The sequence below is a fragment of the Acinetobacter sp. SwsAc4 genome (genome assembly GCF_013391535.1).
Lineage (GTDB): Bacteria > Pseudomonadota > Gammaproteobacteria > Pseudomonadales > Moraxellaceae > Acinetobacter.
In genome coordinates this window covers 76,593-92,630 of the sequence record NZ_JACAXC010000006.1, presented here as the reverse complement: position 1 = coordinate 92,630, position 16,038 = coordinate 76,593, and the positions used below count along the sequence as shown (strand labels likewise).

Sequence of the window (16,038 nt, the reverse complement as noted above, 5' to 3'; positions counted from 1 at the left end):
TTAATTGCAAATAAAAAAAGCATGAAAAGTCTAAGCTTTCATGCTTTTTAGATGAATGAGAATTAAGCAGATTTTGAATCAATAACTTTCAAATCTTTCTTTTCAACTAATTCCGGTGTTGTCACTTGTGGTAAACGTTCAGCTTTAAATGTTGGCTTAGCTGTACCATTAATTACAGCTTCATCCACAATAACCGTCCCCACATCACTACGACTTGGTAAGTCATACATGGTTTCTAGCAAAACGTTTTCTAAAATTGAACGTAAGCCACGCGCACCCGTATTTCGTTCAAGTGCTTTCTTCGCTACAGCACGCAATGCAGATTCATCAAAAACAAGATCAACATTTTCCATCGTGAAAAGATACTGATATTGGCGAGTTAATGCATTTTTAGGCTCTGTCAGAATTTGCATTAATGCTTCTTCATCCAGTTCTTCTAAAGTTGCAATCACAGGCAAACGACCAATAAACTCAGGAATCAAACCAAATTTGACTAAATCAGTTGCTTCGACTTGACGGAACAACTCAGAGACTTTTTTACTGTCGTCCTTATTCTTCACATCAGCCGTGAATCCAATACCGCCTTTCTCTTGACGTTGTTGTACAATTTTCTCTAAACCAGAGAATGCACCACCACAAATAAATAAAATATTTGAGGTATCAATTTGAATGAATTCTTGTTGCGGATGCTTACGACCACCTTGTGGCGGAATAGAAGCAACGGTGCCTTCAATCATTTTCAATAATGCTTGTTGTACACCTTCACCCGATACGTCACGAGTAATTGATGGATTCTCCGATTTACGGGTAATCTTATCAATCTCATCAATATAGATAATACCTTTCTGCGCTTTTTCTACATCGTAGTCCGCTTTCTGCAATAACTTTTGTACGATATTTTCAACATCTTCACCCACATAACCCGCTTCTGTGAGTGTCGTTGCATCTGCCATGGCAAAAGGAACATCCAATAAGCGTGCAAGTGTTTGCGCAAGCAAGGTCTTACCTGAACCTGTTGGTCCAATCAACAAGATATTACTTTTCGCAATCTCAATATCTTGATGTGCATGATGCGACTGACCAACTTTCAAACGCTTATAATGATTATAGACCGCAACAGATAGTGTTTTCTTTGCAACATCTTGTCCAATGACATATTGATCCAACGCAGCACGTATCTCATGTGGTTTAGGCAAAGCTTTAGTCGCCCAGTCACCTGCTTCAACTTGTTGACTGGTTTGCACTAAATCTAAGCAGACATCCACACACTCATTACAAATATATGCGTCCTCACCTGCAATCAATTTTCCAACTTCAGATTGTGTCTTACCACAAAATGAACAATGCTTTTGTCCTTGAGGATGTTCGGACATATTTACTCCACAACTTAAATCTTAAAAACTAGGGACGTTTGCTTAATACTTGGTCAACTAAACCATATTCTTTAGCTGCTTGTGCAGTCATAAAATTGTCACGATCTGTGTCACGTGCAATTCTTTCATAATCTTGACCACTATGCTCAGCCATCAGACGGTTTAGACGCTCTTTGATATAAAGAATTTCACGTGCATGAATTTCGATATCAGACGCTTGACCACGGAAACCACCGAGTGGTTGGTGAATCATCACGCGTGCATTTTCAAGACAGTAACGTTTTCCTTTAGCACCCGCATTCAATAAGAATGCACCCATTGAAGCCGCTTGTCCCATGCAATATGTAACAACATCTGGCTTAATAAACTGCATAGTGTCATAAATTGCCATACCAGCAGTTACTGAGCCACCCGGTGAGTTGATATAAAGATGGATATCTTTCTCTGGATTCTCAGCTTCCAGAAACAACATCTGCGCAACGATAAGATTCGCCATGTTATCTTCCACTTCACCAGTCAAGAAGATCACACGCTCACGTAACAAACGTGAAAAAATATCAAATGAACGCTCACCACGTGATGACTGCTCAACGACTACAGGAACTAAAGCATTTTCAATTGTTGGAACATACATATGTTTATTTATTCCTAAATTATTGTGACTCGATCATGCCAACAATATGAGGGATAATCGCCGAAATTGCAAAAGGTTCAACCCTAAATATTCGACTATTTAGACTAAAAGCTGGCAATTTTTCGATAAATTAACACTTTCATAACACGGATAAAAAAAGGCGCATTAAGCGCCTTTCTTCTGAACTTTTAAAAGATTAGCCACGACGAGCTTGTTGTTCTTTTAATAAGTCTTCGTAGCTTACAGCCACATCATTTACTTTAGCAGCAGCCAAGATGTGATCAACAACTTGGTCTTCTAGCACAACTGCTTCGATTTGAGCACGTTGTTGTTTGTCATTTTTGAAGTATTCAACCACTTCTGTTGGATCTTCATAAGAAGAAGCCATGTCATCGATGTAAGCTTCAACACGTGCTTGATCAACTTCAAGTTTAGCATCAGCTAATACTTTGCTTACCAATACACCAAGCTTCACTGATTTTTCAGCCTGTTCCTTGAACAATTCATCTGGAAGCATGCTGCTATCAAATGCACCTGCACCTTGAGCACCAAACTGTTGAGTGAACTGTTGAATCATTTGTTGACGTTGACGGTCAATTTCTTGAGCAACCATAGAAGCTGGAACTTCAATTTCGTTTGCAGCGACAAGTGCATCAAATGCAGCTTGTTTAACTTGGTTACGAAGACCGTTGCGAACTTCACGTTCCATATTCTTACGAACGTCAGCTTTTAACTTCTCTACGCCTTCTTCTTCAGTTAAACCAAAGATTTTTAAGAATTCAGCATCAATTTCTGGAAGTTTTTGTTTTTCAACAAGTTTTACAGTGATTTTGAACTGAGCTGCTTTACCCGCCAAGTTTTCAGCTTGATAGTCTTCTGGGAAAGTCACATCAATCACTTTCTCTTCGCCTTTCTTCATGCCGATGATGCCGTCTTCAAAGCCAGGAATCATGCGACCTGAACCAAGAACCAGTTTAAAGTCTTCAGCCGCACCGCCCTCGAACTTCTCACCATCAATAGTGCCTTCGAAGTCGAAAGTCACTTGCATGTCTTTTTTCGCCATGCCCTTGGTTTCAACCCATGAAGCACGTTGTTTTTGCAAGTTTTCAATCATTACATCAACATCAGCATCGTTGATTTCTGATGATTTACGATCAATCTCTAAGTCAGCAAAAGCTTTCACTTCTACTTCTGGATACACTTCTACAGTCGCTTCATAAACTAAAGCGTCATCTTTGTTTTCAACTTTTTCAATGTTCGGCATGCCGACCGCATTGATTTTTTCTTGTTGAATGGCTTCGAATACTGTGTCACGAATGATGTCATTCACAACTTCTTGATAAATGCTCGCACCATATTCACGGCGAACAACATTTAAAGGCACTTTACCTGGACGGAAGCCGTTGATCTTCACAGTTTTGGCAGTGCGTTTTAAGCGAGCTTCAAATTGCTCGTTAACACGGCTCGTCGGTACAGAAACATTTAAACGACGGGCAACGCCCGAAACCGCTTCAGTCGTTACTTGCATGGCTTCCTCGATATATAGTTAGTAGTAACATTTTTAAAAGTGCCACATTATATGACAACTTTCTAGATATACAAAATCAGATGATCAAAATTCCCTATTTTTCCTAATTTGCCAGAAAAACAATATTTAAATTCTCAACCTAAAAAATCAAACTAACAATTTTAAAATAATCATTTAAGTATAAAAAACATAGCATTAAACAAATCAATAGTTAATACTGATTCTCATTATCAAAAACAAGCATAATACCAATTATAAAATTAAATTATAAATATCATAAGCTTAAGCCTATACAATTCATTATACAGTCAAAATCACAATTGATAATAATAATAATAATAATAATTATCATTAGACTTCTCACAAAATGTTACATAGCTTAACAATCTACTCAGTTTTACTACATTTTTGTGGAAGTTTAAAAAGATCAAAAGCTCTGTCATTCATCTGTTTAATTTCGGGGGTTCTCTCATGGCAAAAATCAAAAGCCGTAAACATATTGCTACAACACCGTTAGTTGCACTTGCAGCAAGTCTACCTTTAGCCAGTCATGCGGCAACTAAAGAAGAAAAAGTGACTCAACTTCCAACCATTGAAGTGACAGCACAAGAGATCTATAAAGCCAATACCGTTAGTTCCCCAAAGCACACACAACCTTTAGTAGACACACCTCAAACGATTCAAGTAATTAAAAAAGAAATTTTACAAGAGCAAGGGGCTGCTTCTTTAGTGGAAGCATTGCGAAATACTCCTGGGATTACCCTACAAATGGGTGAAAATGGAAATACCAGTGCAGGCGATACTTTCCAAATGCGTGGTTTTTCGACTCAAACTTCGACTTATGTAGATGGAATTCGTGATCTTGGTGCTGTAAGTCGTGATGTATTTAACTTAGAGCAAATTGAAGTTGTTAAAGGTCCTTCAGGTGCTGAAGCTGGTCGTGGCTCTGCTTCTGGTTATATCAATTTAATCACTAAATTACCTAAAACTGAAAATAGCCGTGAAGTCTCTGCACGTTATAACACAGCAGAAAATGCGCGTTTAACGGCTGATATTAATCAGGCAATTAGCGAAAGTACCGCAATCCGTTTAAACGTAATGGGACAAGATAGTGGTGTAGAAGGTCGAGATGTTATAGAAAATAACGGTTGGTCAATTGCACCATCGATTGCATTCGGATTAGACAGCGATACTCGTCTGTATTTGTATTCTCAACATATTCGTCAGAATAATATTCCTGATGGTGGTATTCCAACTATAGGTATGAAAGGCTTTTATGGATACACCTCTAGCTACGCAAACGATAAAAATCTTGCGTTAAGAGATCAAATCCGTGAAGCTATTAATAACTCTGCTGATATGCAGAAAGTGAATAAAGCTTTACAAAATGCGCCTGAAGTTGATCGTAGTAACTTTTATGGAAGCGTAAATGACTATGAAGATATTAGCTCGGATATGATTTCGGCTAAAATCGAAAGTGACTTTAGTGAAAATATCAAATTTACCAATATCTCTAGATTAGGTAAAACCAGCATGAAAAGAGCATTAACTGGAATTAATGCAATTAATGCTCCATCAGCTACAGTTACCGTTAATCCAGATAATAGCTATAGTTACAAATTTAACTATGGGTCATTTGACCCTAATAATAGAGATACATGGGCAATTTCTCGTTCCCATCAAGGCGTAGATCAAGAAAATAAAATCCTTGCGAATACATCAAATTTGAATATTAATTTTAAACTGGGTGCTGTTGAACATGATTTAGTTGCTGGCTTAGAATTTTTGCAGGAACAACAAATCTCTCGTACCTTATCTACCCAAAAACCAGGAACAAAAGCTCCTACAACGCCTGCTGCGAATCTCTATAATCCTAACCATGATGATGTAATGCCTGAATTGGTTTATACAGGTGCATATAGTGATGGTGAAACCAAAACAGCCGCAGCCTATTTATTTGATACGGTAAAACTATTAGATAATCGTTTACAGTTTAATGGTGGCGTACGCCTTGATTACTATCATACCGATTATGAGGCTTTAGCTGTTGCAACGAATGCAACCACCCTTGCGATTACGAAAACTCCCACTCATCTCAAAGCACACGATACTTTGGTGAGCTGGAAATTAGGTAGTTTATTCAAACCAACCAAAAATAGCAGCCTTTATGTGTCTTACGCTAAATCATTGACTCCGCCAGGAAGTGCAAACTTTAGCTTATCGGACACAGGAGCTAATAGTTCAGCAGCTAAACCACAAAAAACTAATCACTATGAAGTAGGTGGAAAATGGGATGTATTAAAGAATAAATTAGCATTAACTAGTGCGATTTATCATACTGAGAATGAAAACCAGTTTACCCAAGATCCAATTACGAAAGAGTCTATTCAAGAAGGCAAAACACGTGTTCAAGGCGTAGAACTTGGAGTCGTTGGTCAAATTACAGATGCTTGGAATATTTCTGCGGGCGTTGCTCATATGAAAACTAAGCAAAAAAATCAACAAAGTTTCAATACTACGACAGGTGAAAAAACTGTCACTGATTCGGTACGTTGGTCTCCAGATTGGACTGCTTCATTATGGACAACCTATGATATTGCAGGTTTTAAGTTAGGTCTAGGCGCACGTTATGTTGATGAACAAAAACGTGTGATCACAGATAGTACAGCGCCAGCAAATATGCCTAAAGTTCCATCTTATGTTGTCTTTGATGCAATGGCGGGGTATAGCTTGAACAAGAATGCTTCTGTGAATCTAAATGTTTATAACTTAGCTGATAAAGACTACATTAGTGCTTTAAATAATGGCGGTAGTCGTTTCGTACTTGGTCAGCCACGTTCTGCTGCCTTAACCTTTAACTACAAATTCTAAGTCATTTTATTTAATTCATCATGATTGAATAAATGAACACAGCCTGTCAAAAAAGCTATAATTTTTGACAGGTTGTATTTTTTGGAAGATTCAAAATATGATGTTGCATATCCCCCAAGTACTCAATAAGCATCAAGTTGCTGAGCTACGCGAACAAATACAACAACAATCAGTTTGGATTGACGGTACACATAGTGCAGGTCCACAAGCACAAAAAATTAAAAATAATTTACAAGTCGATATACAGAGTAATGTGTATGAATCTGTTAGCCATTCTGTTTTGAATGCATTACAACAAAATCTGCTTTTGCGTTCAGCTGCCCTCCCTAAACATACGTTATTGCCAATGTTTAACTGCTATCAAAATCAAGGCAATTATGGCAACCATGTTGATAATTCGATTCAATATTCTGCAAAAACAGGGCAAATGATTCGTACTGATGTGTCTATTACCGTCTTTTTATCTGAACCTGATGAATATGAAGGTGGGGAACTGATTATCGAAGATACTTATGGCAGCCATGAAGTCAAACTCGATGCAGGAGATGCAATTGTTTACCCAGCAACAAGTTTGCATCGTGTTGAACCTGTGACTCAAGGACGTAGAATCGCAGCATTCACATGGATTCAAAGCATGGTTAAAGATGACTGGCAGCGAACGATGCTATTCAATTTAGACATGACTATTATCAAACTCAGACAACAATTAGGCGATACAGAAGAAGTTGTTAGTTTAACCAGCCATTATCATAATTTATTAAGACAATGGGGGGATTTATAATGCATGACCAGATCCCTACACCCGCTTTGAATACTATTCCTTCGTATATTCAAACCATTCACGACTATCAACAACAAGCTCAGCGACATGTTTCTGAAGATGTTTGGGGATACTTAAATGGTGGAGCGATGCATGAAATTAGCGTGCAAAATAATTGCCAGCAATTTCAAAATATTCAATTGATTCCTAGACATCTAAACGACTTAACACAAGGTAATACTCGTTTTCATTTATTTGGGATGGAATATCCGCATCCTATTTTTCTTGCACCGATTGGCCACCAAGCACTTTTTCATCCTCAAGCAGAAGCTGCATCTGCTCTCGCAGCTGAACTTATGCAAAGTAACTTGGTATTAAGTACATTCACAAATACACATATGGCACAGTTGAAACTAGAAAACCCGTATAAGTGGTTTCAATTGTATTGGCAAGGATGCAGAGAAAAATCATTAACCTTGATCAAACAAGCTGAACAATCAGGTTATCGTGCAATTGTGATTACGGTCGATGCTCCCCATGTGGGTATCCGAGATCGGGAACGTAAGTTATTCTTTCAGTTACCAGAAGAAATGCAACATCCACACACCCCTACCCATTTAAGTTTTCCTGATGTATCGCCATCCGAAAGCCAACTATTTCAAGGCTTAATGCAAATTGCACCTAAGTGGGCGGATATTGCTTGGGTGATTGCAAATACACATTTACCTGTAATCTTAAAAGGAATATTACATCCTGCCGATGCTCAGAAAGCCCTCAATCATGGTGTATCTGGGATTATTGTTTCTAATCATGGTGGGCGCATTGTAGATACGACTATTCCACCCTTAATTGCATTACAAAAAATTCGCGCAATTGTTCCTCCTGATTACCCTGTATTATTAGATGGTGGAATTCGACGTGGTACAGATGTCTTTAAAGCAATTGCATTAGGTGCAAACGCCGTATTGATTGGACGTCCTTATATTTATGGTTTAGCAACAGCAGGCGCTTTAGGTGTTGCTCATGTCATCCGCATGTTAAAGGAAGAATTTGAAATTACGATGGCACTCATGGGAACCGCTACCATAAAGGACATTAATCAAGACTATATTTATCAGCCTTAAGCATATTAATGGGAAATATTTTCCTTAAATTTTATTTTTATGCAAAAAATAGGAAAATATTTCCCATCCATTCGAATTAAAATAAATTATAGACCACTGCAGTCGCTTGTATTTTCACCTAGACTGATTCAAATTAGGTGATTAAAATAACTGCAAAACCCAATACTTTTGCTTTGAACGGTAGATGATGAAAACGAGTGATGATTTTAGCCATCCGTCTGATATAAAACTACTCACTGCTCTCCTGATGCTGCGCCTCGCGAGCGTATAAATTTTTACCTAGATTTTAGGTACTCAATACATATTCTCTTTAAATTGATTCTTATAGACACCATATATATTCGTAGCACGTTGCATTTATTTTGAAGCAGCAACCATGCTACAACAAGGAGTTATCTCATGATGTTGGCTGACCCAAGCAAAAAATACCGCCGTATGTATCAACGAGTGGATTTACCAGATCGTCAATGGCCGAATAACGAAATCAACCAAGCACCGATTTGGATGAGTACCGACCTTCGTGATGGTAACCAAGCGATTTTTGAACCAATGAATATGGATCAAAAATTAAAAATGTTCCACATGTTGGTTAAAATCGGCTTCAAGCATATTGAAATTGGTTTCCCTTCAGCATCTCAAATTGACTTTGACTTTACTCGCAAGTTAATTGAAGAAGATTTGATTCCAGAAGATGTGTATATCGAAGTTTTGGTTCAAGCTCGAGATCATTTAATTGCGCGTACCTTTGAGTCTTTGGTTGGTGCAAAACGTGCGATTGTGCATATCTACAATTCAAACTCACCAACATTCCGTCAAAAAGTGTTGAATGTAGATGCAAACGGCGCAAAGCAACTTGCCATTAATGCAGCAAATAAAGTCAAAGAATACGCAGCGCAATATCCTGCAACAGACTGGATTTTCCAGTACAGCCCAGAGTGTTTTTCTGCAACAGAATTGGAAGTTGCCAAAGATGTCTGCGATGCGGTCACGGAAATTTGGGAAGCGTCTCCAACCAATAAAGTGATCTTAAACTTGCCTGCAACGGTTGAAGTTTCAACACCCAATGTCTATGCCGATCAAATCGAATGGATGCACCGTAACTTGGCGCGTCGTGATGGCGTGATTATCTCAGTTCACTGTCACAATGACCGTGGTTGTGGTATCGCTGCTTCTGAATTGGCGATCATGGCGGGTGCTGATCGTGTTGAAGGTTGCGTGTTTGGTAATGGTGAACGTACAGGTAACGTCGATGTTGCTGCGATTGCCTTGAACATGTATACCCAAGGTGTTGCACCAAACTTAGACTTCTCTAATATCAATGAAATCATTGCAACTGTTGAAGAATGTACAGGTTTACCTGTGCACCCACGTCATCCATATGCAGGTGATTTAGTCTTTACCGCATTCTCTGGTTCACACCAAGATGCGATTAAAAAAGGCTTCGAATTCCAGAAAAACGAAGAGATCTGGGATATGCCGTACTTACCAATCGACCCTAAAGATTTAGGTCGTGATTATGATGCGGTGATTCGTGTCAACAGCCAATCTGGTAAAGGTGGTATTGCGTATTTATTGGAATCAAATTACAACGTTGCTTTACCACACCGAGTACAAATCGAGTTCAGCCAAATCGTACAGCAACATACTGATGAAAACGGTACAGAAATCAGTGCACATGAAATCTGGACCTTATTCCAAAATACCTATGTGGATGTGAAAAATAGCCATTACCAAACCAAACATTATCAGTTGTCTGATATCAATGGCACACAAATCATTGAATTAGATATTGAAATTAACGGTGAAGTACAACGTTTACGCGGTGAAGGTAACGGTCCAATTTCGGCGATGCTCGATGCGTTACAATTGCCAATTGATGTTGTAAATTATGAAGAACGTAGTATCAGTTCTGGTGCAAATGCTAAAGCACTTGCCTTGATTGAACTTCAAGTCAAAGGCACAGGTAAAAATGCTTTTGGTGCAGGGATTCATGACAACATTGTCACCTCATCGATTGAAGCGATTATTGCATGTACCAATCGTTTAATTGAACAAGGTGTACTTACAACTGAGCAAGTTGCTGCTGCGGCAGTTTAAGCAAAGCTGAGTTGTAATATCAGAAAAAATGACTTTTGAAAGGATACCTGAATTGGTATCCTTTTATTATTGATCAAAGATTTATACAAGGCGAATCATTCCAGTGTCTTTTCCATCGGATTCAGTGGGTTTAGTCACACCACAAAAATTTCAATTTGAGCAACCATTAGAGCTTGAATGTGGGCGTATCCTGCCACGTTTTGATTTGATGGTTGAAACCTATGGAACACTTAATGCAGATAAATCCAATGCAATCTTAATTTGCCATGCATTATCTGGGCATCATCATGCTGCGGGTTATCATCATGCAGATGATAAAAAAGCAGGTTGGTGGGATAGCTGTATTGGTCCCGGCAAAGCGATTGATACCAACCACTTCTTTGTGGTGTCACTGAATAATATTGGCGGTTGTAATGGTTCTACAGGCCCCACCTCGCCGAATCCAGAAAATGAAAACCGTCCTTACGGCCCAGATTTTCCATTAGTCACTGTTCGTGACTGGGTGAAGACCCAAGCCATGTTGTCTGATCGCCTCGGAATTGATGTTTGGTTTGCCGTGATTGGTGGTTCTTTAGGTGGCATGCAAGCACTACAATGGTCATTGGACTATGCTGATCGTTTAAAAAAATGTGTCATTATCGCCAGTGCACCAAAATTATCAGCTCAAAATATTGCCTTTAATGAAGTTGCTCGCCAATCGATTCTCTCTGATCCCGATTTCCATAATGGACGTTATCTGGAAAATGACAGCTACCCAAAACGTGGGTTAATTTTGGCACGTATGGTCGGTCATATTACTTATTTGTCTGAAGAAGCCATGAAACAGAAATTTGGTCGTGATTTAAAATCTGGCAAATTTATGTATGGTTTTGATGTCGAATTCCAAGTGGAAAGCTATTTGCGTTACCAAGGCGAACAATTTAGCCGCAATTTCGATGCAAATACTTACTTGATTATGACCAAGGCCTTGGATTATTTTGATCCCTCTCGTGAATATGAACATTCATTAACAAAAGCAATGAGTCAACCAAAGTGCCAATTTTTGGTGGTTTCATTTACTACAGATTGGCGTTTTAGCCCGAGTCGCTCACAAGAATTAGTTGATGCTTTAATTGATAATCATAAGCCCGTCAGTTACTTAGATATTGATGCGGAACAAGGTCATGATTCGTTCTTGTTCCCGATCCCACTCTATGTGAAAACATTAAGAGCATTTTTAGGTGGAGAACAACAGTTGCAAGCTACACCGCAGGAGCAGCACTAATGCGAATAGATCAACGACTCGCTGAAAAATGGATCAGTCCGAACTCTAGCGTATTAGACTTAGGCTGTGGTGATGGTGAATTACTGGCTCATATGAGCAAACAGCACAATATTCGTGCTTATGGCTTAGAAATTGATCAAGAAAAGATTGCAATTGCCATCAGTCGAGGGTTAAATATTATTCAACAGGACTTAAACTTAGGTTTAAGCCGTTTTGCCGACCAATCTTTTGATTCTGTAGTCATGGCACAAGCTTTGCAAGCTGTAGATGCACCTGATGTATTGCTTCGTGATATGGTGCGTGTTGGCAAACAGGCGATTATTACCTTTCCAAACTTTGCGTATTGGAAGACACGTTCTTTTCTTGCATTAAAAGGTAAAATGCCTGTTTCGGAAGCTTTACCCTATATGTGGTATAACACCCCGAATATTCATTTATGTACTTTCCGTGACTTTGAAGCCTTATGTGCTGAGAATCGGATTAAAATTATTAATCGACTTGCCGTTAATGGTGACCAACAAGGTAGTATGCTCAGTAAGCATATGCCGAACCTATTTGGTGAAGTCGCAATTTATCGAGTGAGCGCTCTATGAAAAAGACATTTATCAGCACATTTTTATTTGGTCTGATCAGTATACAAGCGCATGCTGACTATGTTGCTCAACCCCAATCGGTTGCAACACAGGCAGCACGATATTCAGTGATGAGTATCAGTGAATTACAAAGCGCAGCAAAATCTGGTCAAGCTGGGGCACAATTTTATCTAGCAACACGTTATCAGTACGGTAAAGACGTTGCTAAAGATGAGAAACAAGCTTTTTCTTTATTTAAAGCGGCAGCAGATCAAGGTTTATCTGCTGCACAGTTAAATGTAGGTCGTATGTATGCAGATGGCATCGGTACGAAGAAAGATGAAGCTTTAGCGCGTAAATATTTCGAAAAAGCGGCGAGTAATGGCGATAACCGTGCCAGCTTTAATCTGGCGATGATGGAAGAGCAAAAGAAAAACTATGTTGGTGCTTACCAATGGTATGAGCTTTCAACACGTGACGGTATGCTGGATACTAAAGTCATCAGTCTTTCTGAAGGTAAGAAAACAGCATTGGCTGCAAACTTAACCCAAGATCAAATTCGTGCTGCACGTGATCGTGCTGATAAATGGATTCAAGCACAATAGTCTTGCTCAGCTCTATTGAGTGATTTAAAAACCGACTTGTGTGAGTCGGTTTTTTATTTAAGGAAATTAAAGTTTGAAAATATTAACATGGAATTGCAACGGGGCTTTTAGAAATAAAATCAAGTTTCTTCAACAAATTGAAGCAGACATCTACATCATTCAAGAATGTGAAAATCAACAACAGTCCAAAGGTGCTTATGAAGCATGGTTACCAAATTTAATTTGGAAAGGTAATAATAAAAATAAAGGATTAGGAGTCTTTGCTAGAGAAGACTATAAATTAGAACAATTGTATTGGGAGGATTTCGAATTAGAATTATTTTTACCAATAAGAGTTAATGATAATTTCCAGCTCTTAGCTGCTTGGACTAAATATGCCAATTCCCCTACATTTCAATACATTGGGCAACTTTGGAAATATTTACAGTTACATGAAGAGCTAATAAAAGTACAACCTACTCTTATTTGTGGCGATTTAAATAGTAACGCTCAATGGGATGTATGGGATCGCTGGTGGAATCACAGTGATGTAGTAAATCAATTACAAGCAATGAATATTCTTAGCCTTTACCATGAGTTATCAAATGAAGAGCAGGGAAAAGAGACACTTCCCACATTTTTTATGAATAGAAATCATGAAAAAAACTATCATATTGACTACTTATTTTGTCACCGCAATTTATTCTCTAAGAATAACTCATCTTTTAAAATTTTCGATAAATATGAATGGCTTAACTACAGTGATCATATTCCTCTACTTTTTGAAATTAATATCTAAACTTGTTGAACATTTACCGAAAATAAATAGTGACTCTCTACCCTATTCTATAAAAACACCCTAAAATTCTACTCAATCTAAGCGAATTTAAAATTTTATATGTCTACTCCATCATGGCTCAACCAAGGCAGCCTTGTGCTTGCAAGTAATAACAAAGGCAAAGTTGCTGAATTTACCCATCTTTTTGAGCAGCTCAATCTCCCTGTTGAAATCATTCCTCAAGGCAAACTAGATATTGAAGATGCCATCGAAGACGGGCTCAGCTTTGTTGAAAATGCCATTATCAAAGCACGCCATGCGTCTAAGCTTTCAGGTAAACCTGCTCTTGCAGATGATTCAGGGATTTGTGTTCCGATTCTAGGCGGTGCACCAGGCATCTACTCTGCACGCTATGCAGGTGAACATGGTAATGACGCAGCTAATAACCAAAAATTATTGGCTGATCTCGCACCTTTCCGTAAAGACGGCGAAGTGATTGAAGGTATGTTCGTGTGTGTATTGGCTTTAGTTACGCATGCAGAAGATCCGCTGCCACAGATTTTCCAAGGCATTTGGAAAGGTGAGATTTTAGAAGCAGCGCGCGGTGAGAATGGGTTTGGCTATGATCCATTGTTCTGGCTACCAGAACTCAATCTTTCAAGTGCTGAACTGAGCAAAGCTGACAAAAATAAAATCAGTCATCGTGGTCAAGCAATGCAGCTGTTTAAAGCAAGTTTGATTTAAAGATCATTTGCTCTAGCTAAACCCTAGGGCAAATTATTTAAATTTAGATTGAATAAAAATACTGAATAATGAGTAAAAACTCACTTCAACGAAACATTGATTACAAACCAAAAAGTAAAAAATTATCTATCAACATACTTAATCTCATAATTTTTTGTCGCAAAATTGCAATATAAGTGTCACATCTTTGTCATGCCAAACTGTTGAGATATAACCAAAGTTATATAGGAATAGAATTATGGCTGGTTTATCAATTTGGCACGTCGTTATTTTTGCAATTGTGGTGATTTTACTATTCGGTACATCAAAGCTTAAAAATTTAGGCAAAGATATTGGCGGTGCTGTTAAAGATTTCAAAAAGTCTATTAAAGATGATGAAGTTACTGCGCCACTCAATGAGCCTCGTACCATTGATGCTCAAGTTAAAAATGCTGAAAGCTCAGTAAAAAGCTAAGCGAGCGGAATTATGCTGAACTTGGGAATGACTGAGATTTTTTGCTTTGCAGTTATTGCATTATTGGTTCTCGGTCCTGATAAATTACCTGAAGCTGCTCGATTTGTAGCAAAATGGTATGGGAAAATTAAAAAATTTATCAACAATATTCAGAATGAAATTGATCGAGAGCTCCGTCTTTCTGAGTTCCGCGAAGAAATGCAAAAAGAAATTGAAAAGATTACTGAGCTTGAACGTCGGCTACAAAAACAATTAGATGAATTAAAAACTCAAAATCATGAGGTAGAGACTGCGCCATCAGTAACTAAACCTCAAAATTCGATTCGCTATGTGCCATATCACTCAAGTTCTATTATTCCTTTTTGTGTTCAATACCAAAAATCATCTGTGATTGGTATGGAAGCATACCCATCGTTGAATCAGTTTGATAACGAATTAAAGATTGCCGTATGAGCCAATTACCATCAACTTCAGTCAGTACTGAAGAAACCCTACAACAAATGCCGGTCATGCAGCATTTAATCGTACTTCGCCAATATCTTTTTAAGATTGTTGGCGTAACAATTTTTCTGTTTTTTTGTTTATTACCTTTTAGAAATCAAACCTATCAATGGCTGTCTGAACCGCTAAGGCAGCAATTGCCAGCCACTTCAAGCATGATCGCCACAGATGTCACGGCGACATTTATGGCACCGTTTAAACTCAATTTATTCGTTGCATTTATGTTGGCAATGCCCTATATCATTTATCAAATTTGGTCATTTATAAAACCTGCGCTATATGAAAAAGAACAACATTTAGCGATTCCTTTGCTATTTGGCAGCATTATTTTATTCTACTTAGGTGTCGCATTCGCCTATTTCATTACCCTACCTGCTATTTTGCATTTCTTTATTAGTGTGTCTCCTGAAACTGTTGCACCTATGACAGATATTAATAGTTATCTGAGCTTCTGCTTAAAACTATTCTTGGTTTTTGGTTTTACCTTTGAAATTCCAATTATTACTCTAGTGCTGATTTTGATTGGTGTCGTGAGTACACAAAGCCTCATTGAAAAACGCCGTTTTATTGTTGTTGGATGCTTTTTCGTGGCGATGTTTGTTACCCCACCTGATGCTTTATCCATGATTATGCTGGCTGTTCCGATGTGGATGCTCTTTGAAATCGGTTTACTTTTTGGAAAAATATTAGAAAAGCGTAAAGCAGTTTCAGAATAATAATATCTCTGTTGAATCCCTGAATAATCTCAGGGATT

General features: G+C 38.2%; 15 protein-coding genes. 12 read left to right on the top strand and 3 right to left on the bottom strand.

The features are described 5' to 3' along the window. Positions 1-62: 62 nt before the first annotated feature. The 3 genes from clpX to tig all read right to left on the bottom strand — a co-directional run bounded on the left by clpX (position 63) and on the right by tig (position 3,535). Entirely contained in the window at positions 63-1,373 is a 1,311-nt protein-coding gene (gene clpX, locus HYG88_RS05280; protein ID WP_004660446.1) for an ATP-dependent Clp protease ATP-binding subunit ClpX, read from the bottom strand. A 28-nt stretch (positions 1,374-1,401) separates the two neighbouring features. Continuing rightward, the gene (clpP, locus tag HYG88_RS05275; protein ID WP_004660445.1) at positions 1,402-2,007 is read right to left on the bottom strand and encodes an ATP-dependent Clp endopeptidase proteolytic subunit ClpP; all 606 of its coding nucleotides are present in this window, start codon (positions 2,005-2,007) and stop codon (positions 1,402-1,404) included. 196 nt (positions 2,008-2,203) lie between these two features. Continuing rightward, a complete protein-coding gene (gene tig, locus HYG88_RS05270; protein ID WP_178882702.1) occupies positions 2,204-3,535 on the bottom strand; it encodes a trigger factor in 1,332 nt (443 codons plus the stop codon). Between the two features lie 471 nt (positions 3,536-4,006). Here tig and HYG88_RS05265 point away from each other — a divergent pair, with 471 nt between their 5' ends. From HYG88_RS05265 to tatC, 12 genes are all read left to right on the top strand, one after another. Then, entirely contained in the window at positions 4,007-6,406 is a 2,400-nt protein-coding gene (locus HYG88_RS05265) for a catecholate siderophore receptor Fiu (RefSeq protein WP_178882701.1), read from the top strand. A 97-nt stretch (positions 6,407-6,503) separates the two neighbouring features. Next, complete coding sequence (locus HYG88_RS05260; RefSeq protein WP_005156185.1) at positions 6,504-7,187, top strand: Fe2+-dependent dioxygenase; 684 nt, start codon at positions 6,504-6,506, stop codon at positions 7,185-7,187. Beyond that, on the top strand, positions 7,187-8,290 hold the full coding sequence (locus HYG88_RS05255) for an alpha-hydroxy acid oxidase (protein WP_178882700.1): 1,104 nt from the start codon (positions 7,187-7,189) through the stop codon (positions 8,288-8,290). The genes HYG88_RS05260 and HYG88_RS05255 overlap by 1 nt, the downstream gene beginning before the upstream one ends. 399 nt (positions 8,291-8,689) lie before the next feature. Beyond that, complete coding sequence (gene leuA / locus HYG88_RS05250) at positions 8,690-10,387, top strand: 2-isopropylmalate synthase (RefSeq protein ID WP_178882699.1); 1,698 nt, start codon at positions 8,690-8,692, stop codon at positions 10,385-10,387. A 103-nt stretch (positions 10,388-10,490) separates the two neighbouring features. Next, positions 10,491-11,651, top strand: coding sequence for a homoserine O-acetyltransferase (locus tag HYG88_RS05245; RefSeq protein ID WP_151974919.1), 1,161 nt, complete (start codon positions 10,491-10,493; stop codon positions 11,649-11,651). Further along, the gene (gene metW, locus HYG88_RS05240; protein ID WP_004660432.1) at positions 11,651-12,244 is read left to right on the top strand and encodes a methionine biosynthesis protein MetW; all 594 of its coding nucleotides are present in this window, start codon (positions 11,651-11,653) and stop codon (positions 12,242-12,244) included. Before HYG88_RS05245 ends, metW begins: the two co-directional genes overlap by 1 nt. Beyond that, a complete protein-coding gene (locus HYG88_RS05235; RefSeq protein WP_005219707.1) occupies positions 12,241-12,828 on the top strand; it encodes a tetratricopeptide repeat protein in 588 nt (195 codons plus the stop codon). The genes metW and HYG88_RS05235 overlap by 4 nt, the downstream gene beginning before the upstream one ends. A 73-nt stretch (positions 12,829-12,901) precedes the next feature. Further along, positions 12,902-13,606, top strand: coding sequence for an endonuclease/exonuclease/phosphatase family protein (locus HYG88_RS05230; protein WP_151974921.1), 705 nt, complete (start codon positions 12,902-12,904; stop codon positions 13,604-13,606). 99 nt (positions 13,607-13,705) lie between these two features. Then, positions 13,706-14,329 (top strand): RdgB/HAM1 family non-canonical purine NTP pyrophosphatase, encoded by a 624-nt coding sequence (gene rdgB / locus HYG88_RS05225; RefSeq protein ID WP_151974923.1) that lies wholly within the window; start codon positions 13,706-13,708, stop codon positions 14,327-14,329. Between the two features lie 238 nt (positions 14,330-14,567). Then, positions 14,568-14,783 (top strand): twin-arginine translocase TatA/TatE family subunit, encoded by a 216-nt coding sequence (gene tatA, locus HYG88_RS05220; protein WP_178882698.1) that lies wholly within the window; start codon positions 14,568-14,570, stop codon positions 14,781-14,783. A gap of 12 nt (positions 14,784-14,795) precedes the next feature. Next, positions 14,796-15,236, top strand: coding sequence for a Sec-independent protein translocase protein TatB (gene tatB / locus HYG88_RS05215; protein ID WP_087536478.1), 441 nt, complete (start codon positions 14,796-14,798; stop codon positions 15,234-15,236). After that, the gene (gene tatC, locus HYG88_RS05210; protein ID WP_005156215.1) at positions 15,233-16,000 is read left to right on the top strand and encodes a twin-arginine translocase subunit TatC; all 768 of its coding nucleotides are present in this window, start codon (positions 15,233-15,235) and stop codon (positions 15,998-16,000) included. The genes tatB and tatC overlap by 4 nt, the downstream gene beginning before the upstream one ends. The last annotated feature ends 38 nt before the right edge of the window (positions 16,001-16,038 follow it).